This window comes from Nocardia pseudovaccinii (assembly GCF_050942345.1).
Classification (GTDB): domain Bacteria; phylum Actinomycetota; class Actinomycetes; order Mycobacteriales; family Mycobacteriaceae; genus Nocardia; species Nocardia pseudovaccinii.
Map to the genome: position 1 here is coordinate 7,223,805 of NZ_CP192074.1, position 23,171 is coordinate 7,246,975.

A 23,171-nucleotide genomic window follows, 5' to 3' on the forward strand; every position below is an offset into this window, starting at 1 on the left:
GCTGATTCGTACCCTTGTGCCAGACTTCGCCTGCTTCGCATGATATTTCGGCTAGACCCATTGACCGACCCGTGCTCGGCGTCGGACACACCATCCAGAGCGACCGAGAGACCTGGCTCATCGACGTCGCAGCAACCCCCCGGTCACCGGGTGCGGGTGCTTCCGCCGGGAACGATGGAGGAACCGAAATATGAGCGCATCCGTCGCATCCGATACTCCGGTATCGGATGTCCCGATACCGGCTGCACCCACCGCCACCGTAAGCAGTACCGACGAACCGGCGATCGCCAAGTCCTGGCATCCGTGGCGCTGGGTCGTCAGCGCCATCGCGCTGGTGCTGCTCGCGCAGTTCGTCCACGGACTGGCCACCAATCCGGGCTGGGATTGGTCGACGTTCGCGAAGTACTTCACCGCGAAATCGGTGCTGTCGGCGCTGAAGGTCACCTTGGAGCTGACCCTGTGGGGTACGGCACTCGGATTCCTGATCGGTACGGCATTGGCGATCGCCCGCCTGTCGAATAATCCGGTGCTGCGGGTGATCTCGTGGGTCTATATCTGGGCGTTCCGCTCGATTCCGCTCATCGTGCAGCTGCTGTTCTGGTTCAACATCGCCTACCTTTACCACACGCTTTCGCTCGGAATCCCGTTCGGCCCTTCCTTTCTCACCTTCGAGGTGAACGGGGTGATCAGCGGTTTCACCGCGGCGGTCATCGGACTCGCATTGCATCAGGCGGCGTATGCGGCCGAGATCATCCGGGCCGGATATATTTCGGTCGATCCGGGGCAGCTGGAAGCAGCTGCGGCACTCGGCATTCCACGGGTGCGCCAGTTCCGCACGGTCATCGTCCCGCAGGCCATGCGCTCGATTCTGCCGAATGCGACCAATGAGGTGATCAGCCTGTTCAAGGGCACCTCGATCGTCTCGGTCATGGCGATCGCGGAACTCTTCTACCAGGTCCAGGTGATCTACGGCCGCAACGGCCGGGTGGTGCCACTGCTCATGGTGGCCACCGTCTGGTACATCGTGCTGACCACGATTCTGTCGGTGGTGCAGTTCTATATCGAACGCCACTACGCCAAGGGCGCGCACCGCACGCCCCCACCGACACCGGTGCGGAAGGTCTGGCGCCGGTTGCGCGAAATCGCCGAAATCGGTTCCGCAGCACCACGCGGAGCGACTCGATGAGCGCGCCGGTGGCCCCGGCTCCTGCGGTACAGGTGCGCGGGGTGCGTAAGTCCTACGGCAGCACCGAGGTACTCGGTGGCATCGACCTCACGGTCCACGCCGGTGAGGTGGTCACTGTGATCGGACCGTCCGGCTCCGGCAAGTCGACGCTGCTGCGGGTGGTCAACCACCTGGAGTCGCTGGATGCGGGCACCGTGCACATCGACGGCGAACTGATCGGATATCGGCTGCGTCGCAATAAGTTGCACGCGCTGTCGGACCGCGAAGTGCGCAGACAGCGCTCGCATATCGGCTTCGTCTTCCAGCAGTTCAATCTCTTCCCGCATCTGACGGTGCTCGACAATGTCACGCTCGCACCGATTTCCGCGCGGGGTCGCCCGCGTGCGGAAATCGAGGCCGAGGCACGGGATCTGCTCGAGCGGGTCGGTATCGGCGACCTGACCGACGCCTATCCGCGGCGGCTGTCCGGCGGACAACAGCAGCGCGTTGCCATCGCGCGCGCGTTGGCGCTGCGACCGCCGGTGATCCTCTTCGACGAACCCACCTCCGCGCTGGATCCGGAGCTCGTCGGCGAAGTCCTCGATGTGATCCGCGATCTCGCCGACGGCGGGACCGCGCTGGTGATCGTCACCCACGAAATCGGTTTCGCCCGTGAGGTCGCCGACACCGTCGTATTCCTCGACGGCGGCGTGATCGTCGAACAAGGTCCGCCCGCCGCCGTACTCGACAACCCGCAACACGCGCGCACCCGCGCATTTCTGTCCCGAGTCCGCTGAGCGCGGTGCGCGCTCCACGATGAACAGGTATTCGATGAAGCTCTCTGCCCTGGTCGGCCTGGCCGCCACGGTCGCCTTGCTGGCCACCGGCTGCGGCACCGATCCGGACGCGGAAAACTCCGCGCAGCCCGCCGGTTCGATCACCTTCGACCTCTCCCCCGGCCAGTCCGGCCGGATCCACGCCGCCGAGGTCGATGCCATCGCCGCTGAACTGCCGCAGGCCATTCGCGACCGCGGCACGCTGGTGGTCACCGGATCCGGGGGTGCCGCACCGCCATTGCGGTTCTACGCCACCGACGATAAGACCATCGTCGGGTCCGAGATCGATTTCGCCTCGCTCATCGCGGACATCCTCGGGCTGAAACTCGTTGCACAGGTGGCCGATTGGTCACAGAACTTCGTGCGGGTCGACTCCGGCGAGGCCGATGTCTTCATCTCCAACGTCACCGTGACCGAGGAGCGCAAGGAAAAGTACGACTTCGCCACCTACCGCAATGACACTGTCGCGCTGGAGATCCCGAAGCAGAGCACGCTCGATTACAAGGATCGTAAGAGCCTGGCGGGCAAGCGGATCGGCGTCGGCAGCGGCACCAATCAGGAGCAGCTGCTGGTCAAGTGGAACGAGCAGAATATCGCCGAGGGCTTGGCCCCGATCGATATCGCCTACTTCCAGCAGGTCACCGACTATTACCTGGCGCTGGCCTCGCAGCGTTTGGACGGCTACATCGGCCCGAATCCGTCCGCGATCTATCACAGCACCACCGCGAATCAGACCAGGATCGTCGCAACCTTCTCCGGCGCCGGTGACGCATTGCAAGGCGAGATCGGTGTGCTCACCAAGAAGGACAACGGGCTGATCGGCCCTATCAACAAGGCCATCGACAATGCCATCCAGACCGGCACCTACCAGCAGGTCATCGACCGCTGGGGGTTGAAGACCGAGACCGTGCCGAGTTCGCGGATCAATCCGCCCGGCCTACCGAAGAAGTCGTGATCGCATGAAGTTCCTGCTGTTCACCCTCGTCTCCCGGGTGCCGGATCCGAATACCGGTCGGCTGCCCGAGACCAGGGAGCGACTGCTCGATATCATCGGCCAGGCCCGCACCGCCGAGGAACTCGGCTACGACGGGTTCGCCGTCGGCGAGCGGCACGAGGATCCGTTCCTCTCGGCCGCACCGCCGGTGATCCTGTCCCATATCGCCGCGGTCACCTCGCGGATCAGTCTGTTCACCGCCGTCACGACGCTGAGTCTGTTGGATCCGGTGCGCGCGTTCGAGGACTATTCGACGCTGGACAATCTCTCCGGCGGCCGCCTCGAACTCATTATCGGCAAGGGCAACGGTGCCGCCCAGGCGAAGCTGTACCACGTCACCACCGAGGACCAGTGGGATCGCAATCGCGAAGGCTACGAACTGTTCCGGGCGCTGTGGGACAGCGACACCGTGACCTGGTCGGGCCGATTCCGTCCGGAGCTGGTCGAGGCCAAGGCGCTGCCGCGGCCCTGGCAGCCGCGCATCCGCATCTGGCACGGCAGCGCGACCAGCCGCGATTCGGTGGAACTCGCCGCACACCACGGTGATCCGCTGTTCTCGGCGAATGTCACCAATCCGATCGAACCGTATGCCGAACTGGTACGCCACTATCGGGAGCGCTGGGAACACTACGGGCACGATCCGGCCGACGCCCTGGTCGGCGCGGGCACGGCGGGATTTCATGTGGCGCGCACGTCACAAGTGGCCCTCGATGTGTACCGCCCGATCTTCGAGGCACGACTGGCATTGGCGCGCAAGCTCGGGCTGCCGATCGTCTTCGAGACGCTCGACGATTTCGTCGCGCGCAGTTCGGCGCTGGTCGGCAGCCCGCAGCAAGTGATCGACAAAGTGGGTCGCCAGCACGAGGCGTTCGGGCACGAGGTGATCCACCTGTCCGCCGAACGCGACGGCCGCACCGAATCGCAACATCGCACCGGCCTCGAACTGTTTCAGACCGAGGTCGCGCCCGAACTGCGCCGACGCATCCCGAGCCGACCACTGGCCACCGCCCCCAACACCGCACGTCCCACCGATTACGACATCGATTCCCGCGGCGAACTCGTCCGCACCGAAACATCTGGAGTACCACAGTGATCCGTCCCCGCCACCGAATCGCGGCCGTGGCCGCCGCCGTCACCGCGGCCGCGAGTCTCGCCGCCTGCGGTAATGATTCGGCCACCGGCGGCGCTGACGCGGGTCCGCCGCAGCCGGGCGGCGCACTGCGCTACGGCCTTTCGCAGGCGCCGACCTGCTCGGATCCGGCGCAGTCCGGCACCAACCAGACGCTGTACGTGACCCGCCAGATCGTGGATTCACTGACCGATCAGGATCCGAAGACCGGTGAGATCAAGCCGTGGCTGGCCAAGAGCTGGGAGATCTCCCCCGACGCCAAGGTGTTCACCTTCCATCTCGCCGATGGCGTCACCTTCAGCGACGGCACCCCGCTCACCGCGGATTCGGTGCGCAACACCTTCGATTCGGTGATCAAACTGGGCGCGGCCAAGACACCGCTCGGCTCCAGTTATCTCACCAATTACGTCGGCACCACCGCGGTCGACAAGCTGACCGCGCGGGTCGAATTCAGCAAGCCCAATGCCCAGTTCCTGCAGGCCTCTTCGACCGCGCAGCTCGGTATCCAGGGCGATGTAACGACGGCCAAGCCTGCCGATCAGCGCTGCCTCGGCGACAACGTCGGCAGCGGACCGTTCACCTATGCGGCCTGGCGCCAGGATGCCTCGGCGACCCTGGCCAAGCGCGCGGGATACCGCTGGGGTTCGGCGGTCTTCGCCCATCAGGGCGAGGCCTATCTGGACAAGATCGAGTTCACGGTCGTGCCCGAATCCGGTGTTCGCACCGGCAGTCTCATTTCCGGCCAGCTCGACGCCGTCAGCGATGCGCTGCCGCAGGACGCACCGCAGATCGAGGCCGCGAGCGGGCGGGTGCTGAGCACCGCGAATCCCGGTGTGCCGTTCGGCTTCCAGACCAATGTCACGCGCGGGCCGCTGCGCGATGCCGCGGTACGCCAGGCGCTGCTGCCCGCGATCGACCGGAAACAGCTGGTGGACACCGTACTCGGCCCGCAGTTCAAACCCGCTTCCAGCACCTTGGCCAGCAGTACGCCCGGCTACCAAGACCTTTCGGCCCGGCTGAGCTACGACCCGGCCAAGGCGCGCGGCATCCTGGACCAGGCGGGCTGGACACCAGGTGGCGATGGTATCCGCGCGAAGAATGGTGAGCGCCTGTCCTTCGCAGTGCTCTTCAGTCAGGCGTTCGCGGGTAATCAGGCCATCCTGGAGCTGGTGCAGCAGCAGCTGCGTCAGGTGGGCGTCGAGCTGAAGCTCGATCTGGTGTCGGGCCCGGAGAGCACGGCTCGGCAGAACGTCAAGGATTTCGACACCACCTACTACAACACCACCCGCGCCGACGGTGACATTCTGCGCACCTCCTTCAGTGTCGACGGCCGCAATCTCAATGCCCGCGAACGCATCCCGGCGCTGGACGACGTGCTCGACGGCCAGCTCAGCGCCTCGGATACCGCCGCGCGCACCGCACTGATCCGCACGGCGCAACAGGCAGTACTCGACGCGGGGCTGTGGATTCCGACGGTCGAACTGTCGCAGGCCATCGGTGCGGCACGGAGCGTGCAGGAGCTGAAGTTCGAGGCTTCCGCGCGGCTGCAGTTCTTCGATACCTGGTTGAGCGGGCGGTAGTCATGGCTCGGTATGTGGTTGTGCGGGTCCTGCAGGCGATATGGGTGCTGTGGGCGGCCTTCACCATTTCGTTCGTGGTGCTCTATCTGCTGCCCGCCGATCCGGTCTCCATCGCGGCCGACGGTGCGGGTGCGGGTACCCCGATCGACAAGGCCGCGATCGCCGAGTTGCAGGCGCGCTACGGTCTGGATCGTCCGCTCTGGGAGCAGTATTGGACCGCACTGACCCACGCGCTGACCGGCGACCTCGGCCACTCCATCGCCACCGGCCAGCCGGTCACCAGTGCGCTGGGCGACGCGCTGCCCAATACACTCGGATTGGCCGGTCTGGCACTGCTCTTCGCGGTGTTCGGCGGGGTGAGCGTGGCCTTCGCAGCAACCTATGTCCGCCGCCCGTGGTTGCGCGACACACTCAGCTCGCTGCCCTCCCTCGGGGTTTCGGTGCCGACCTTCTGGACCGGACTGCTACTGCTGCAACTCTTCTCGTTCCACTGGCGGCTCGCCCCGGCCTTCGGCGGACACGGTTTCAAGGGCACGGTGCTGCCCGCGCTCACCCTCGCCATACCCATCGGCGCGGTACTGGCCCAGGTGCTCGCCGCCGGGCTGGCCTCGACCTGGCGTCAGCCGTTCGTCGATGTGGCACTGGCCAAGGGTGGCTCTCGTGGTTGGGTACTGCGCAAACATGTACTGCGTCCGGCCAGCGTGCCGACGTTCACCATTGCCGGTGTGCTGGTCGGCAATATGCTCGCCGGGTCCGTGGTGGTGGAAACCGTTTTCGCCCGTCAGGGCGTGGGTCGGCTCACCCAGACCTCCGTACTGGCCCAGGACATTCCGGTGGTGCAGGGCATCGTGCTACTCACCTCGACGGTCTTCGTCACCGTGAATCTGGCGGTGGATCTGCTGTATCCGCTGCTCGATCCGCGCATCGCCGGTCGATCCCGCCGTGCGACAACCGATTCCGAGACCGCCGCGAACGATATCGCGCAGGAGGTGGTCGTCCGTGCCTGAACCACTCGTTACCCACACCCGCGCCGCGTCCGGCCCTCTCGTCAGTGGCTTCGCGTCGTCGCCTGACCATCGACAGCAGGTGACCGATCATGGTTGATGTCGCCGATGAGTCGCGGCGGATCGCGCTTCCCGGACTCCACCGGCCCGCCCTGCGATGGAAGTCGCTGCGCGGCAATATCGTAGTGATCCTGTCCGGCGCCGTCGCGGTGCTGGCGCTCGGCTGGGCGCTGTTCCCTTCGGCTTTCGCCAGCGGTGATCCGCTGACCGGTGTGCCCGCGCAGAAATTCCAGGGACCGAGTGCCCGACACTGGTTCGGCACCGACAATCTCGGGCGCGATCTGTACACCCGGATGGTGCACGGCGCGGGACTTTCGCTCACCGCCACCCTCTCCGCGGTCGCCATCGCCCTGATCGCCGGATCGATACTCGGGCTGCTGTCCGGATCGCTCGGCGGCTTCGTCGACACCGTCATCATGCGGTTCGTCGATGTGCTGCTGTCGATTCCATCGCTGCTGCTGTCGCTCGCCCTGGTCACCGCGCTGGGGTTCGGCACCCGCAATGTGGCCGTCGCGGTGGGTGTTTCGCTGATCGCCAACTTCGCGCGGGTCATGCGCTCGGAGGTACTCCGGGTGCGACAAGCGCCGTATGTGGAGGCGGCACACGCTTCCGGGGTCCGCTGGTACATGGTGCTGGCCCGGCATGTTCTTCCGAACTCCTATCAGCCGGTACTCGCCTTGGCCGCAGTCGAATTCGGTATGGCGGTGCTGTCGGTCTCAGCGCTGAGCTTCCTCGGCTACGGCGCGAAACCCCCCACCCCCGAATGGGGCTCACTGATATCGGAGGGACGCAATTTCCTCGCCACGGCTTGGTGGATGACCACCATGCCGGGCCTGGTGATCATCGTCGTCGTCCTCTCGGCCCAACGCCTCGGCCGCGCCGTAGGAAGGAGTCACAGCGCATGAGTGAGTGCATTACGTCCGCCGATCCGACGGACCGCACGCCACATATCCGCGACGTCGCAAATGGACCGGATGGGTCGGCAGCAGCACTGTTGCATATCGACGGCCTGCATGTGCGCTACGCCTCCGACAGCGGCGATGTCGCCGCACTCAGCGGCGTATCCCTCACCGTCGCACGCGGCGAGGTCGTCGCGCTGGTCGGCGAATCCGGTTCCGGCAAGTCGACTCTCGCGCAATCGGTGATCGGATTGCTCGGCCCCAATGCCGAGATCACCGGTGGGACCGTCACCTTCGACGGAGAGACGGTGGATACCGGATCCGAGCGGGCGCTGCGGAGGATTCGCGGCGCACGGATCGGATTCGTACCGCAGGATCCTGGGCTGTCGCTGAATCCGGTGCGGCACGTCGGTGATCAGGTCGCCGAGGCGCTGCTGGTGCACGGACTCGCCGATCGCCACGATGCGACCGCGCGGGCGATCGAATTGCTCGCCGACGCCGGACTGGATCTGCCGGAGCTGCGGGCGGCGCAGTATCCGCACGAACTGTCCGGCGGCCAGCGGCAGCGGGTGCTGATCGCGGCGGCGCTCATCGCCGGACCGGAACTGGTGATCGCCGATGAGCCGACCAGTGCGCTCGACGCCACGGTGGCGCGGCGGGTGCTCGACAAACTCGCCGCGCAGACCGCGGCACGCGGTACGGCGGTGCTGCTGATCACCCACGATCTGGCGATCGCCGCCGAGCGGGCCGATCGGATCGTGGTGCTGAGCGGCGGGGAAATCGTCGAAACCGGGCCGACCGCGACGGTGCTCGCCGAACCCCGTCATCCGTATACGAAGCGATTGCTCGCTGCCTCGCCGAGTCTGGCCCCTTTCGACGGGTTCCGCACGCCGCGCGCGAACTCCGGTCCGCCGCTGCTCACGGTGCGGGACGTGCACAAGCGGTTCCGCGCACCGGCCGGTGGTTCGGTCACCGCGGTCGCGGGTGTCGGATTCGAACTCGGTCGCGGCGAAACCCTGTCACTGGTCGGTGAATCCGGCTCCGGCAAGTCCACCACGGCGCGAATCGCTCTGCGGCTCACGGAACCCGATAGCGGCGCGATCACGTTCGACGGACATGACCTGACCGCGGTGAAAGGTGGACGGCTGCGCGACCTGCGTCAGCGCTTCCAGGTGGTCTACCAGAATCCCTACGGCTCATTGGATCCGCGCTGGCGGGTCGGATCGATCATCGAGGAACCGCTGCGAGCCTATGCCGTCGGTGATCGCAAGGCCAGGCAGGAGCGGGTACGGGAACTGCTCGGCCAGGTCGCGCTGCCGGAGAACTTCGCCCAGCGCCGCCCAGCGGAACTGTCCGGCGGACAACGCCAACGTGTTGCCATCGCCCGCGCCCTGGCCCTGCACCCCGACTTGCTAGTACTCGACGAACCGGTCTCGGCACTCGACGCCTCCGTCCAGGCCCAGATCCTGGAACTGCTGGACCGCCTGCAAACCGAACTCGGACTGAGCTACCTGTTCATCTCGCACGACCTCGCCGTGGTCCGCCGCATCAGCGACCGCGTCGCGGTCATGCGCGACGGTCGCATCGTCGAATCCGGCTCCACCGCCGAGATTTTCGACAACCCACAGCACGAGTACACCCGCGAACTGCTGTCGGCCATCCCCACACCGCACGTCACCGCACCGGGGGCGGCCTGATGACCGGCACCCGACTACGCCATCCCCATCGCAACCGCACACTCGAAGGAGTCAGAGCGTCATGACGACCAGCATCACCAGTCTTTTCGAAACCGAGTGGGCGCATTGGCATCACGCCAGGGAGGACCAGTTGCGCGATCCGCTCGGCTTCCTGAGCCTGACCGGATTGCATTGGCTCACCGACCAACCCGAGCGCCTCCCCGACCTACCCGGCACCTGGTGGGTCACCGACGACAAGGTGTTCATCACCGCCCAGCCCGCCGACCGCCTGCGGTTCGAGGGCAGCGACATCGCGGGCGTACAGATCGTCACACCGGCCGAAGGCGCGCCGGGACTCGAGGTGCTGCACGAGAATCGGGTACTCGAGGTGATTCGCCGCAGCGGCCGCTACGCCGTGCGCGTACACGACCCCGCCGCACCCACATTGCTGAGTTTCGAGGGCATCCCGGCCTATGCCCCGGACCAGCACTGGGTGGTCGAGGGTCGCTTCGAACCGTTCGACGAGCCGCGCACGATCACTACCGGCGCCGTCATCGACGGACTCGAACATCACCACACCGCCTCGGGCACCATCGAATTCAGCATCGGCGAGGTCACCGAGCGCGTCATCGCCTTCGGCGAGCCGACCAACCTGCGGGTGCTGTTCACCGACGCCACCAGCGGCGTCACCACCTACCCGGCGGCCCGCTCGCTGGCCGTCGAGGCGCCCGACGCCCATGGGACCTTGCGTCTCGATTTCAACCGGGCGGCCAATCTGCCCTGCGCCTTCACCGATTTCGCCACCTGCCCGCTGGCACCCGCGGAAAACCGGCTGCGGGTCGCCATCGAAGCGGGCGAGCAGCATCCGCGCCTGGGACGGTCCGCATGACGATCCCGCTTTCCATCCTCGATCTGGCCCCGATCAGCGCCGGATCCACCGCACAGCAGGCCCTGCGCAACACCATCGATCTGGCCCAGCACGCCGAGCAGTGGGGTTACCGCCGCTACTGGCTGGCCGAACATCATTTCGTTTCGGTGGCGAGTTCCTCCTCCATCACGCTGATCGGCCTGGTCGCCGCGGCAACCACCCGGATTCGCGTCGGCTCGGCGGCGGTTCAGGTCGGCCACCACACCTCGGCATCGATCGTGGAGGCGTTCGGCACCATCGACGCCCTCTACCCGGGACGGCTCGACCTTGGCCTTGGCCGATCGGGCCATCGCCGCACCCAGTTCGGCGCGCAGCCCGCGCACCCCAAAGGCGGTCACCCGGTCGTCGATACCGTGACCGGGCGCACCGAGGTCCGCGATGGCGTGGTGGTTCCGCCGCCGTTCGATCCCGGACGGATCACCGACAGGTCCAGGTTCATCGCCTCCCTCGGCGCACTGCAACAGCAGGGCGCGCAGGCACCGGACTTTCCGGACCAGGTCGACGAGGTGCGCGCCCTGCTCAACGGCACCTACAAGAGCGCCGAAGGCATTGCGCTGCACGCGGTTCCGGGTGAGGGCGCACAGGTCGAGCTGTGGTTGTTCGGCAGTGCGGCCAGCGAAAGCGCCGAGTTGGCAGGCAAACTCGGTCTGCCCTTCGCCGCGGCCTATCACGTCTCCCCCGGCACCGCCCTGGATGCGGTCACAGCCTACCGGGCGGCCTTCCGCCCCTCGGCCGAGCTCGCCGAGCCGTATGTGGTGATCTCCGCGGACGTGGTCGTCGCCCCCGACGACGCGCGCGCCCGACATCTGGCCGCCACCTACGGCCACTGGGTGCACAGCATCCGCAGCGGTGCGGGCGCCGCCGACTACCTCGATCCGGATACCGCCACCCCGCTGACACCGGAGCAGCGCCGACTGGTCGACGACCGCCTCGCCACCCAATTCGTCGGCAGCCCGCGCACCGTCGTCGAACGCCTGCAGGCCCTGCAGCGGGTCACCGGCGCGAACGAACTCCTCGTCACCAGCATCACGCATCGTCACGAGGACCGCCTGGAATCCCACCGGCTCCTCGCCGATGCGTGGGTTCGCTCCCCCACCTCCCCGGATCTTTTGCCAGCCGTAAGTGCCCCGACGGCACCGTCGCGGATCGGCGGTTGACCACGGAGCAGTTCGGGCGTACCCGAGAGTTACCCATGTGCTCAGCTGTTTCGTCGGCCTCGTACGCCGGAGTCTGCCCCGGCGGGCTCGGCGTACGTCCGATGCTCAGGCGCTGATAGGGGCGGCGGTTACGCCGTAGCCGAGGTTGGTGAGGACCTCACCGGTGGCCTTGGCGAAGTTCAGCGTGATGAAGTGCAGGCAGGGCGCGCCCTCATCGATGAGGCGCTGGCCCATTTCGGTGGCGATTTCGATGCCGACCTCGCGGACCGCGGCATTGTTCTCCTCCGGACCGTCACCGGCGGCCTTGCGCAGGCGCTCCATGACCGCGGGCGGCAGGGGACGTCCGCACAGTTCCTCGGCGCGCGCCACCGTGCGCAGCGAGGTGATGGGCATCAGCTCCGGAATGATCGGCTTCGCGCCCTCGATCGGGTCGAAGGCCGCGATGCGATCGCGCAGCCGCAGATAGTGCTCGACGTCGAAGAACATCTGGGTGATCGAATACTCCGCGCCCGCACGCAGTTTCGCTGCCAGGTACGCGGTGTCGTGCTCCAGATCCGGGGAGCGGTGGTGGCCCTGTGGGAACGAGGCCACGCCGACATGGAAGTCACCGAGGTCGCGCACGATGCGCACCAGTTCCTCGGCGTAGGCCACACCCTCGGGATGTTTGCGCCATTCGCCGAGTGGATCGCCGGGCGGGTCGCCGCGCAGCACGAGGATATTGCGGATGCCCGAATCGGCGTACGCGCCGACCAGTGAGCGCAGTTCGGCGACGCTGTGCTCGACGGCGGTCAGATGCGCGACCGGCAGCAGCGTGGTCTCCTCGGCCAGCGCGCCGGTGATCCGCACGGTGCGGTCACGAGTGGTGCCGCCTGCGCCGTAGGTCATCGAGACAAAGGCCGGATGCATGCGCTCGAAGGTGCGCGCCGCGCGCCACAGCCGCGCCTCGCCCGCGGCGTCACGCGGCGGATTGAACTCCACCGAGAAGGGCACCGAACCCCCGGAATGGGTCCGCAGACTCTGTACAACCGAGGGTGTTCCAGAGACGATCGGTGGCGTCGGGGACGGCCGGCCAGGGGTCGAACGTCCCCGCACGTTATCGAAAGTCACCGGTTCAGTGTAGTGGTGGGCCGTCACCGGGCCGTCAGGTCGTCGCAACCGTACGCGTATTCTGCGAGCAAGCGACACGCTCGCAATCGCCGGAACGACACGCGCGACGCCCACCGTCCGGCACCGAACTACCTATAGCGCCCACGATCCACCGCGCACCAGCACCCGCACGACCTTGGAGGCTCCCCTGTCCGCCGGAACCGGTATCCAGACGCCTCACCCCGCCCCGCCCGCGCCCGGCACCCCCGGATTCGTCGCGGCGGTCGAGGATGCGCTCAAAGCCTTCTTCCTGACCCGACGCCCGATAGTCGAGCCGCTCGGTCCGGTTTTCGTCCAGGCCGCGGAAGCGCTCGAATTGTTCGTGCTGCGCGGCGGTAAGCGCACCCGTCCGGCCTTCGCCTGGACCGGCTGGCTCGGCGCGGGCGGCGATCCCACCGGCCCGCACGCCGCCGCGGTCCTGAACGCCTGTGCCGCACTGGAATTGGTGCAGGCCTGCGCGCTGGTGCACGACGACATCATCGACTCCTCGCGCACCCGCCGCCGCTTCCCCACCGTGCACGTCGACTTCGAACAGCGCCACCGCGACCACGGCTGGGCCGGTGATGCCGAACACTTCGGCACCTCGGTCGCCATCCTGGTCGGCGATCTGGCGCTGGCCTGGGCCGATGACATGGTGCACGCCGCCGGACTCGACGCCGCCGCCCTCGGCCGCTTCGCACCGGTCTGGGCGCTGATGCGCACCGAGGTGCTCGGCGGGCAACTGCTCGATATCCACGGCGAATCGGCGGGTGACGAATCCGTCGCGGCGGCGCTGCGCATCAACCGCTACAAGACCGCGGCCTACACCGTGGAGCGCCCGCTGCACCTGGGTGCGGCACTCGCCGACGCCGATCCGCATCTGATCGAGGCCTACCGGACCTTCGGAACCGATATCGGCATCGCCTTCCAGCTGCGCGACGATCTGCTCGGCGTCTTCGGTGACCCGGCGGTCACCGGAAAGCCCTCCGGCGACGACCTGCGCGAGGGCAAGCGCACCGTCCTGGTCGCCGAGGCGCTGCAGCGCGCCGACGCCACCGACCCGGCCGCCGCCGATCTGCTGCGCACCAGCATCGGCACCGATCTGACCGCGGACCAGGTCGAACGGTTGCGTGCGGTGATCACCGAGCTCGGCGCGGTCGGCGAGGTGGAGCGCCGCATCACCGAACTCACCGAACAGGGCCTGGCCGCACTGGCCTCGAGTACCGCAACGCCCGATGCCAAGGAGCGGTTGCGCGCCATGGCCCTGGCCGCGACGAGTCGCACGCACTAGCCGCGACCGCGCGAGGAGATCCACATGAAAACCGTTGCGGGACCGACCGATCGCGTCGTTGTGGTGGGCGCGGGCCTATCCGGCCTCGCCGCCGCCCTGTATCTGACCGGGGCCGGGCGCACCGTCACCCTGCTGGAACGCGCCGATCATCCCGGCGGCCGAGTCGGCCTGTACCGCGGCCCCGATTACGAAATCGACTCCGGCGCAACGGTACTCACCTTGCCGGAGCTGATCGCCGATGCCCTCGCCGCCGTCGGCGCGACCCCGGAAACCTGCACTCCGCCACTGCGCATCCACCAACTCGCCCCCAGCTATCACGCCCGCTTCGCCGACGACTCCACCATTCGCGTCTACGCCGATCCCGAAGCGATGGCCATCGAAGTGGCCCGGGTCTGCGGCGCGGACGAGGCACTGCGCTACCGACGGCTGCGCAACTGGCTCGCGGAGATCTACCAGGCCGAATTCACCGAGTTCATGGATACGAACTTCGATTCGCCGCTCGATATGGTCCGACATCCGGCCAAGCGCCGCGCACTGGCCACCCTCGTGCGTCTGGGCGGATTCGGCAGGCTCGGCCCGCGCGTCTCCCACTTCCTCCGGGATCCACGCCTGGCCCGACTGTTCACCTTCCAGGCGCTCTACGCGGGCATGGCCCCGGCCAAGGCACTGGCCGTATACGGCGCGATCCCGCATATGGACACCTCACTGGGCGTCTACTTCCCCGAGGGCGGTATGCGCGCCATCACCGCCGCACTCGCCGACGCCTTCACCGCGGCGGGCGGCGCACTCGAGCTGAACACCGAGGTCACCGGGATCGAATACGCGGACGGGCGGGCCAGGCGGGTCCGCACCGCGAACGGCCGCACCTTCGACTGCGACGCCGTGGTGCTCACCGCCGACCTCGGCGCGCTCGAGCGCTTCGGTGTGCGCCGCCGCCGTCGACTACGCGCCGCACCGTCCGCCGTCGTCGCACACGGCACCATCCCCGCCGCGATCGCCGAGACCTGGCCGATCCAAGCCCACCACGCCATCGATTTCGGCGACGCCTGGAACGGAACCTTCGACGAGATCGCCGCCCGCCCCGGCCGCGGGCGCCTGATGAGCGACCCGTCGTTGCTGCTCACCCGGCCCGCCCTGACCGATCCCGGGCTCTACATCGACCGTGCCGACGGCAGGTACGAGCCGTTCTCACTGCTCGCCCCCTGCCCCAACCTCGACGCCGCACCGCTGGACTGGGACCGACTCGGACCCTCGTACCTGCGTGAACTCCTGAATGTGTTGGCGGAACGCGGATATCACGGCATCGCCGAACACTTCACCGTCGATCATCTCGACACACCCGGCACCTGGCGCGATCAGGGCATGCTGGCGGGCACACCCTTCTCCGCCGCGCACCTGTTCCGGCAAACCGGTCCATTTCGTCCGCGCAATTTTTCCGGCGGCAGCGACAACGTGGTTATCGCCGGTTGTGGCACTACTCCGGGTGTCGGCGTGCCAACCACCTTGCTATCCGGAAAACTGGCGGCAAACCGAATTATCGGCACCACGCGAGCCACTCGGGATGAATCCCCACGCACCAGCGGGATAGTGTTCCCGGCGAGCCGATAAACTAACGGCCGACCTATCAGCCTGCGGTTGCGACCGCCGACCACTCCGGGGGGACCGACACCACATGCATCCCCCTGAGATGACGGCCCCCGCGCCCACCGACAACTCGATCACCGCGACCGAAGACGAGGCGCGTCCGTCGAGCGTCCCGGCGCGCCAGGCACCGCAGGCCGTCGACGAACACGGGTTCCGGGCCTGGCTGCGGACCACCGCCGACTTCGCCCGCAGCCCCGAGGGACATTCGGCGCTGCTCGGTTTCTTCGGCGCGCTGATGATCACCTTCGGCGGATTCGGCGCGGGCAGCGTGCGCAAGCGCGATCCGCTGCTCGAGGCGATACATCTGTCCTGGCTGCGATTCGGGCACGGCTATGTGCTGTCCACCATGGTCATCTGGGTCGGTGTGCTGTTGATGATCACCGCGTGGGTGCGCCTTGGTCGCACCACGATCGGATTCGGCGATCGGCCCGACGCCGGGGTCACGCTGAACGAGCTGCGCGCGATTGTCGGCATCTGGATCTTCCCACTGCTGTTCGCGGTGCCGATGTTCAGCCGGGACGCGTATTCGTATCTGGCCCAGGGCGCACTGCTACGCGACGGCTTCGATCCCTACGTTTCCCCGCCGGTCGCCAATCCCGGCGTACTGCTCGACAATGTGAGCCCGGTCTGGACCACCACCACCGCGCCATACGGTCCGATCTTCCTGCTGCTCGGCAATGCGATCACCGCGATCACCGGCGATAACGTGGTCGCGGGCACCATCGCGCTGCGGCTGGTCATGCTGCCGGGACTGGCGCTGATGATGTGGGCGGTGCCGTATCTGACCAAACATCTCGGCGGTAAGCCGACGGTCGCGCTGTGGCTGGCGGTGCTCAACCCGCTGGTGCTGATCCACCTCATCGGCGGCGTGCACAACGAAATGCTCATGGTCGGGCTCATGTGCGCGGGTATCGCACTCGTGCTGGAGCGCCATCATGTGGCGGGCATCGTGGTCGTCGCGATCGGCGTCGCCATCAAGGCGACCGCCGGTGTCGCACTGCCGTTCCTGGTGTGGATCTGGATGCTGCACGAACGTGAACGCCGGGCGCTGCAACGCGCCGCGCAATCACCGGGTGCGACCCAGCAGGTCGAAAGCGAGGCCGAACCCACGCGACCGAGTGCGGAAGTACCGCATCCGGCGCTGATGTTCGCCAAGATCGCCGGACTCGGTTTGAGCGTGTTCGCGGTGGTCTTCGTGGCCGCCTCGGCCATCGCCGGGGTCGGCATCGGCTGGCTGACCGCGCTGTCGGGCTCGAAGAAGATCATCAACTGGCTCTCGCTGCCGACGATCATGGCGCATATGGTCCGGTGGGTGACACCGTTCCAGATGGATCCGGTGCTCGCGGTGACCCGCGCACTCTGTGCGCTGGCGCTGATCGCCGTGCTGGCGTGGACCTGGTGGCGGTTCCGGCACAGCGAGCGCGAGGCGGTCTTCGGCATCCTCATCGCCTTCGTCGCCATCGTCATCCTCTCGCCCGCCGCACTGCCCTGGTACTACTCCTGGCCGCTGGCGCTGGCCGCCGGGTTCGCACTGTCCACCACCACGCTGATGGTGCTGGTCGGGCTGTGCACCTGGTTGATGCTGGTCTTCCAGCCGGACGGCTCGATCGGGCTCTACAGCTTCGGGCACGTGGCCGCCGCGACGTTCGCGGCCGTGGTCGCGGCCCTGTCACTGCGACGGGTCGACCCGTTGCGATTGCGCGCCACCCCACCGGAGAGCAATCCGGTCGCCGTCACCCGGTCATGACCGAGGTCGCGCTACCCGCCCGCGCCTCGGAACTTGCCGCGGCATACCGCGTCTGCCGAGCGATCGCCGCCGAACACGGACGCACCTACTTCCTCGCCACCCGCCTGCTGTCCGCACCACGAAGACCCGCGGTGCACGCGCTCTACGCCTTCGCGCGCATGGTCGACGACATCGTCGATCACCCGGCGTACGACGCCGAACACGGCCCCGCGGGCGAACTCGATCTGGTCGAGAAACAACTGCGCGTCGCATTGGAACAGGCGACGCCTCCCACCGACCGCCGCACCCAGGTACTGGCCGCATTGGCCGACACCATCCAGCGCTACGACATTGCGCCCCAGCACTTCTGGACCTTCCTGGACTCCATGCGCATGGATGTTCCGGGAACCGCGCACTTCCGCGCCGACTACGCCACCATGACCGAACTGCGCGACTACATGCGCGGTTCCGCGGCCGCGATCGGTCTGCAACTGCTGCCGGTACTCGGCACGGTCGGCACGGTAGCCGAGGCCGAACCCGCCGCCGCCGCCCTCGGCGAAGCCTTTCAGCTCACCAACTTCCTGCGCGATATCGCCGAGGATCTGGACCGGGGCCGGATCTACCTCCCCACCGACGAACTCGCGGCCTTCGGCGTGGACGCGAACCTGCTGGCCCACTGCCACCGCATCGGCCACACCGACCAGCGGGTCCGCCGCGCACTGGCCCACCTGATCGCGATCAACCGCGACCTCTACCGCTTCGCGAACCCGGGCATCGACCTACTCGACCCCCGTGTGCGCCCCGCCATTCGCACCGCGAGCACGCTCTACTCCGGCATTCTCGATGAAATCGAACACTCCGACTACGCGGTATTCGCGCGCCGCGCCGTGGTCCCCCGCCACCGACGTCTGCGTGTCGCGGCGGTCGAGTTCACCGCTGCGGCCCTACGGCGCTGACACTCGATCGCAGCAACTACGCAACTCACTCACGCAACCACCACGGAGCGAGTCTTACGAGCGACCGTTCGCGGCCGTCTCGCGTCCGAGCCGTCGAAGCGCATGCGACGAAGTCGCGAGTCTCGACGGCTCGGACGCGAGACACCAGGGGGCCGCGAACACGCCGCGCCCGCGCGGCCAAAAATTCAGAACGGCTCGGCTGCGGCGCGGCGCAGGACCTCGCGCGCGAGCGGGCCGTGCAATGCGTCGACGGGCTTACCGGGCAGGCTCTCGTCGTCGGTGAAGATCCACTCCAGGATCTCCTCGTCGGTGTACTTGGCGTCTTTCATGACGGTGATCAGGCCCGGCAGCGACTTCACGATCGCGCCGGTATCGTCGAAGAATCGCTCGGGCACGCCGGCCACGCCATCGCGGCGCAGGGCGAGCAACTGGTGGTCGCGCAGCATCTGATGCACTCGGGTTACCACGAGCCCGAGCTTGTCGGCCACCTCGGGCAGCGGGATCACCGCCTCCGACTGGGGAAGAACATCGTCACTGCAAGGAAATGCACTCACCCGGATAACGGTAGACGGTCCCGCGCCGCGTGGCTCGAGACACCCTGGACGGTTCCCGCGCGATTCGACACCCTGGTGGCCACGAACCATCGGTTGCACACAAACCAACCACCACGGAGCGAGTCTTACGCGCGACCGTTCGCGGCCCGTCTCGCGTTCGAGTCATCGAAGCGCATGCGCCGCAGGCGCGAGTCTCGACGGCGCCGCTGGCGACTGCTTGCAGGTCGCTCGAAAGGGTCAGCCCGCGAGACACCAGGGGGCCGCGAACACGCCGCGCCCGCGCGGCCAAAAGCACAGCGATTCGACACGGCTACGATCGTGAGCGGGCCGCGCGAGGCGGTCAATCGCTTGTCGCGTCGGAGCGAGGGGTGAGAAGTTCGTGAAAGCCGGAGGACATCACTTGATCGGGCAAATCCTGGAGGGGCGCTACCGCATCGACGCGCCGATCGCGCGGGGCGGGATGTCGATGGTCTTCCGAGGGGTGGATACCCGTCTGGACCGTCCGGTCGCCATCAAGGTGATGGAGCCCAAGTTCGCCGCCGATCCCCAGTTTCTGACCCGGTTCGAATTCGAAGCGCGCGCGGTCGCCAAGCTCAAGCATCCATCCCTGGTCGCGGTCTATGACCAGGGTGTGGACGGCGAGTATCCGTTCCTGATCATGGAGTTGGTCGAGGGCGGCACGCTGCGCGAGCTGCTGCGCGAACGCGGTCCGATGCCACCGCATGCGGTGCGTGCGGTCGCCGAGCCGGTACTGGCCGCGATCGGCGTCGCGCATTCGGCGGGCCTGATCCATCGCGATATCAAACCGGAGAATGTGCTGATCTCCGATTCCGGCGAGGTCAAGATCGCCGATTTCGGTCTGGTGCGTGCGGTCGCGGCCGCGAACACCACCTCGGCGAGCGTAATTCTCGGCACGGCCGCGTACCTGTCACCCGAACAGGTGACCGCGGGCACCGCCGATTCCCGCAGCGATGTCTACTCCTTCGGCATCCTGATCTTCGAACTGCTCACCGGCCAGGTCCCGTTCACCGGCGACACTTCGCTATCGGTGGCATATCAGCGCATCGAGAACGATGTGCCCAGCCCGAGTGAATTCATCTCCGGTGTCCCGCAGGAGTTCGACGAGCTGATCGCGCGGGCCACCAACCGCGAACCCGCGCATCGCTTCGCCGATGCCAACGAGATGGCGGCCGAACTGCATTCGATCGGGGTCGCGCTGAATCTGCCGCCGTATCGGGTGCCCGCACCCCAGGAGTCGGCCGAACATCTCAGCGCCAGCTTCAAAGTTGCCGCACCGACCCCGCAGCAGGCCAGGGCCGCGGCACCGCCACCACAGCCCGAGCAGCACACCAGGGTCGTCACCGCGGCGCGGCCACGGGTGCCCGACTACGGTCCGCCCGACAACTACGGGCCGCCGGACACCTACCGCGATCACTACGCACCATCGCATTCGCCGCAGCCGTCCCCCTTCGACGACCGGACCAAATCGCGGCGCACGGTCCTGCTCTGGGTCGCCATCGTCGCGGTCCTGACCTTGCTGGTCGGGATCGGCGGCTGGTGGTTGGGCATCGGGCGCTACTCGGCCGTCCCGTCGGTGGCCGGAAAGGATCAGGCCAGCGCGATTTCGGCGCTGGCGGATGCCGGTTTCGACACCGAGATCAGACAGAAGACCTCCGACACCATCCCGGTCGGCGGCGTGGTCGGCACCGATCCCTCGGCCGGATCCAAGATCACCAAGGGTTCGACGGTGGCCGTGCTGATCTCCAGCGGCAAACCCCGGGTGCCGGATATCAAAGCGGGCGACGACATTTCGAAGGTCAACCAGCTCATTCGCGATGCCGGACTGCAACCGGTGGACGCGGGCGAAGCCGGCAGCGCCGCGCCCAAGGGCACCCTCGCGAAGGTGGATCCGGCTCCCGGCACCGTCCTGCCGCTGGCCGCACAGGTGAAGGTGTACCGCAGCAAGGGATCTCAGCCGGTGAAGATGCCCGATGTGCGCGGCAAGACCACCGAGGAAGCGAACAAGGTGCTCACCGCGGCCGGAATCACGGTGCGCGAGACCAGAACTCAGTACGACCGCAGTGTCGAGGCGGATAAGGTCATCGCCACCGAACCGGCCGCGGGCGCCACGATCCAGTCCGGCGACGGCATCACCTTGGTCGTCTCGAATGCCGTGAAGGTGCCCCTGCTGGTCGGCTCGAGCGTCGGCGACGCCCGCTCCAAGCTGCAGGCGCTCGGCTTGGTGGTGGCGGTGCGTCAGCTCGCCCCGTCCGACAGCTCCGTGGTGATCGGCCAAGTTCCTGGCGTGGGTTCCAATGTCGAGGCAGGCAGTACCGTCTCGCTGACAGCGCTGCCCTGACGACAAAGGAGCGCCGCATGTCGCGGCGCTCCTGTCGGAAGACCTTGGTCAGCGCAGCATTTCGGCGACCAGGAAGGCCAGCTCCAGCGACTGCTGGGTGTTCAGCCGAGGGTCGCATGCGGTCTCGTAGCGACCGGACAGATCCAGGTCGGAGATGTCCTGTGCGCCGCCCAGGCATTCGGTGACATCCTCACCGGTGAGTTCGATATGCAGACCGCCGGGATGCGTGCCGAGTGCGTGATGCACTTCGAAGAAGCCCTGCACCTCGTCGATGATCCGGTCGAAGTGCCGGGTCTTGTAGCCGGTGGAGGCCTCGTGGGTGTTGCCGTGCATGGGGTCGCACTGCCAGATGACCTGGTGCCCGGTCGCCTGCACCTTCTCGATAATGGGCGGCAGCACGTCGCGAACCTTGTTATTGCCCATGCGCGAGACGATGGTCAACCGGCCCGGCTCGTTATTGGGGTCGAGCCGTTCGACATACTCGACCGCCTGATCCGGCGTGGTGGTCGGCCCGATCTTGAGGCCGATCGGGTTGGCCACCAGTTCCGCGAAGGCGATGTGCGCGCCGTCGAGCTGACGGGTGCGCTCGCCGATCCATAGGAAGTGCGCGGACAGGTCGTAGAGCACCGGCTCGCCCGCCGGATTCTGGCCGAGGCGCAGCATGGCGCGCTCGTAGTCCAGCACCAGCGCCTCGTGGCTGGCGTAGATGCGGGCCGACTGCAGGCTCGGATCGTTCACCCGGCAGGCGGTCATGAAGGCCAGACCGCGGTCGATCTCCCCGGCCATCGCCTCATAGCGCGCACCCGCGGGCGACTGGGCCACGAAATCACGGTTCCAGTCGTGCACACGGTGCAGATCCGCCATGCCCGCACCGGTCAGCGCGCGCACCAGATTCATCGCCGCGCTGGCGTTGGCGTAGGCGCGCACCAGTCGCGACGGGTCGTGCTCGCGCACCTTCGCATCGGCGACCAGCGAGTTCACCATGTCACCGCGGTAGGACTTGAGGCCGAGCGAGTCGGTATCCGAGGAGCGCGGCTTCGCGTACTGGCCCGCGATGCGCGCGACCTTGACCACCGGCAGGCTGGCGCCGTAGGTGAGCACGACGGCCATCTGCAGCAGCGTGCGGATATTGCCGCGGATATGCGGTTCGGTGTTGTCGGCGAAGGTCTCTGCGCAGTCACCGCCCTGCATCAGGAAGGCCTCGCCGCGCGCGACCTCCGCGAGCTGCCCGCGCAGCTCTTCCACCTCGGCGGGTACGCAGATCGGCGGCACACTCTCCAGCACGGTCCGCATCATTGCCGCCTGCTCCGGATCCCACGCCGGCTGCTGTAGCGCCGGACGCGCCAACGCGTCGTCCAGCCGCCTCCGCAGCTCTGCGGGCAGCGGCGGCAGCTCCGGCAGGCGATCGATGGGTACGTCGACGGTCCAGTTCACCCGTTCAGAATACGGATACCCCGAAGCATGCAGGTACCCGGTATTAGGGGTGGATTCTGCCCACCTAGGGTGAATTGCCGGGCAGTATCGCCGCACCGTACCGATCTTTGGAGGAGAGACCGATCTCGCTTCGATATTTTTATGACTGCGAATTCATCGAGGACGGGTCGACCATCGACCTCGTATCGATCGGTGTGGTCTGCGAGGACGGCCGCGAATACTACGCGGTCTCAACCGAATTCGATCCCGAACGGGCGGGTCCGTGGGTACGCAGGTATGTGCTTCCGCAGCTTCCGCCGCCCGCCTCTCCGCGCTGGCGCAGCCGCGAACAGATCCGCAAAGACCTCTACGAATTCCTGGTCCCGCGGCCCAGCGTCACCCCCGAACTGTGGGCCTGGGTGGCCGCCTACGACCACGTCGCCCTGTGCCAGCTCTGGGGCTCCATGATCGATCTGCCCAACGCCCTCCCCCGCTACACCAACGAACTGCGGCAACACTGGGAGGCCCACGGTCGTCCCGAACTGCCGCCGGTCCCCCCGGACGCCCACGACGCACTCGCCGATGCCCGCCACAACCTGGCCAAATTCGAGGCCATCGAGGCAGCCCGCCGCCGAGTCGCTCTATAAAAGCGAAAGGCCCCGAGTCGAATTCGAC

19 protein-coding genes and 1 riboswitch are annotated in these 23,171 nt (G+C 67.2%); of the genes, 16 read left to right on the top strand and 3 right to left on the bottom strand.

Annotation, left to right across the window (positions count from 1 at the left end; translation table 11 throughout):
* Positions 1 to 87: 87 nt before the first annotated feature.
* A riboswitch (SAM riboswitch) is annotated at positions 88 to 181 on the top strand.
* 9 nt (positions 182 to 190) lie between these two features.
* From ACQPZ2_RS32515 to ACQPZ2_RS32560, 10 genes are all read left to right on the top strand, one after another.
* Positions 191 to 1,186 carry an amino acid ABC transporter permease gene (locus ACQPZ2_RS32515; RefSeq protein ID WP_433521925.1) on the top strand — a complete coding sequence of 332 codons (996 nt, stop codon included), beginning with the start codon at positions 191 to 193 and terminating at the stop codon, positions 1,184 to 1,186.
* Positions 1,183 to 1,962, top strand: a complete 780-nt coding sequence (locus ACQPZ2_RS32520) for an amino acid ABC transporter ATP-binding protein (RefSeq protein ID WP_433521926.1) — start codon at positions 1,183 to 1,185, stop codon at positions 1,960 to 1,962. Before ACQPZ2_RS32515 ends, ACQPZ2_RS32520 begins: the two co-directional genes overlap by 4 nt.
* Before the next feature lie 19 nt (positions 1,963 to 1,981).
* Positions 1,982 to 2,956 (top strand): ABC transporter substrate-binding protein, encoded by a 975-nt coding sequence (locus ACQPZ2_RS32525; protein WP_433521927.1) that lies wholly within the window; start codon positions 1,982 to 1,984, stop codon positions 2,954 to 2,956.
* Between the two features lie 4 nt (positions 2,957 to 2,960).
* Positions 2,961 to 4,088, top strand: a complete 1,128-nt coding sequence (locus ACQPZ2_RS32530) for an LLM class flavin-dependent oxidoreductase (RefSeq protein WP_433521928.1) — start codon at positions 2,961 to 2,963, stop codon at positions 4,086 to 4,088.
* On the top strand, positions 4,085 to 5,704 hold the full coding sequence (locus ACQPZ2_RS32535; protein ID WP_433521929.1) for an ABC transporter substrate-binding protein: 1,620 nt from the start codon (positions 4,085 to 4,087) through the stop codon (positions 5,702 to 5,704). Before ACQPZ2_RS32530 ends, ACQPZ2_RS32535 begins: the two co-directional genes overlap by 4 nt.
* 2 nt (positions 5,705 to 5,706) lie before the next feature.
* The gene (locus tag ACQPZ2_RS32540) at positions 5,707 to 6,711 is read left to right on the top strand and encodes an ABC transporter permease (protein WP_433521930.1); all 1,005 of its coding nucleotides are present in this window, start codon (positions 5,707 to 5,709) and stop codon (positions 6,709 to 6,711) included.
* A gap of 89 nt (positions 6,712 to 6,800) precedes the next feature.
* The gene (locus ACQPZ2_RS32545) at positions 6,801 to 7,673 is read left to right on the top strand and encodes an ABC transporter permease (RefSeq protein WP_433521931.1); all 873 of its coding nucleotides are present in this window, start codon (positions 6,801 to 6,803) and stop codon (positions 7,671 to 7,673) included.
* A complete protein-coding gene (locus ACQPZ2_RS32550; protein ID WP_433521932.1) occupies positions 7,670 to 9,364 on the top strand; it encodes a dipeptide ABC transporter ATP-binding protein in 1,695 nt (564 codons plus the stop codon). The genes ACQPZ2_RS32545 and ACQPZ2_RS32550 overlap by 4 nt, the downstream gene beginning before the upstream one ends.
* A gap of 61 nt (positions 9,365 to 9,425) precedes the next feature.
* The gene (locus ACQPZ2_RS32555) at positions 9,426 to 10,232 is read left to right on the top strand and encodes a DUF1684 domain-containing protein (RefSeq protein ID WP_433521933.1); all 807 of its coding nucleotides are present in this window, start codon (positions 9,426 to 9,428) and stop codon (positions 10,230 to 10,232) included.
* Entirely contained in the window at positions 10,229 to 11,428 is a 1,200-nt protein-coding gene (locus ACQPZ2_RS32560) for an LLM class flavin-dependent oxidoreductase (protein WP_433521934.1), read from the top strand. Before ACQPZ2_RS32555 ends, ACQPZ2_RS32560 begins: the two co-directional genes overlap by 4 nt.
* A gap of 105 nt (positions 11,429 to 11,533) precedes the next feature.
* Here ACQPZ2_RS32560 and ACQPZ2_RS32565 read toward each other — a convergent pair whose 3' ends face one another.
* Entirely contained in the window at positions 11,534 to 12,535 is a 1,002-nt protein-coding gene (locus tag ACQPZ2_RS32565) for a methylenetetrahydrofolate reductase (RefSeq protein WP_433521935.1), read from the bottom strand.
* A gap of 175 nt (positions 12,536 to 12,710) precedes the next feature.
* Here ACQPZ2_RS32565 and ACQPZ2_RS32570 point away from each other — a divergent pair, with 175 nt between their 5' ends.
* The 4 genes from ACQPZ2_RS32570 (at position 12,711) to ACQPZ2_RS32585 (ending at position 18,170) form a co-directional block, all read left to right on the top strand.
* Entirely contained in the window at positions 12,711 to 13,844 is a 1,134-nt protein-coding gene (locus tag ACQPZ2_RS32570) for a polyprenyl synthetase family protein (protein WP_433521936.1), read from the top strand.
* 24 nt (positions 13,845 to 13,868) lie between these two features.
* Positions 13,869 to 15,452, top strand: a complete 1,584-nt coding sequence (gene crtI, locus ACQPZ2_RS32575) for a phytoene desaturase family protein (RefSeq protein ID WP_433521937.1) — start codon at positions 13,869 to 13,871, stop codon at positions 15,450 to 15,452.
* 79 nt (positions 15,453 to 15,531) lie between these two features.
* Entirely contained in the window at positions 15,532 to 17,235 is a 1,704-nt protein-coding gene (locus ACQPZ2_RS32580) for an alpha-(1->6)-mannopyranosyltransferase A (RefSeq protein ID WP_433521938.1), read from the top strand.
* Entirely contained in the window at positions 17,232 to 18,170 is a 939-nt protein-coding gene (locus ACQPZ2_RS32585; RefSeq protein ID WP_433521939.1) for a phytoene/squalene synthase family protein, read from the top strand. The genes ACQPZ2_RS32580 and ACQPZ2_RS32585 overlap by 4 nt, the downstream gene beginning before the upstream one ends.
* A 185-nt stretch (positions 18,171 to 18,355) precedes the next feature.
* On the opposite strand, the gene ACQPZ2_RS32590 is transcribed toward ACQPZ2_RS32585, so the two are convergent.
* Positions 18,356 to 18,724, bottom strand: coding sequence for an Rv2175c family DNA-binding protein (locus tag ACQPZ2_RS32590; RefSeq protein ID WP_040688576.1), 369 nt, complete (start codon positions 18,722 to 18,724; stop codon positions 18,356 to 18,358).
* 400 nt (positions 18,725 to 19,124) lie between these two features.
* On the opposite strand from ACQPZ2_RS32590, the gene pknB reads away from it, so the two are divergent.
* Positions 19,125 to 21,083 carry a Stk1 family PASTA domain-containing Ser/Thr kinase gene (gene pknB, locus ACQPZ2_RS32595; RefSeq protein ID WP_433521940.1) on the top strand — a complete coding sequence of 653 codons (1,959 nt, stop codon included), beginning with the start codon at positions 19,125 to 19,127 and terminating at the stop codon, positions 21,081 to 21,083.
* 48 nt (positions 21,084 to 21,131) lie between these two features.
* Here the strand turns inward: pknB and ACQPZ2_RS32600 are convergent, their stop codons facing one another.
* On the bottom strand, positions 21,132 to 22,517 hold the full coding sequence (locus ACQPZ2_RS32600) for a class II 3-deoxy-7-phosphoheptulonate synthase (RefSeq protein ID WP_433521941.1): 1,386 nt from the start codon (positions 22,515 to 22,517) through the stop codon (positions 21,132 to 21,134).
* Positions 22,518 to 22,624: 107 nt separating this feature from the next.
* On the opposite strand from ACQPZ2_RS32600, the gene ACQPZ2_RS32605 reads away from it, so the two are divergent.
* A complete protein-coding gene (locus ACQPZ2_RS32605; protein ID WP_433521942.1) occupies positions 22,625 to 23,143 on the top strand; it encodes a polyadenylate-specific 3'-exoribonuclease AS in 519 nt (172 codons plus the stop codon).
* Positions 23,144 to 23,171 lie beyond the last annotated feature (28 nt).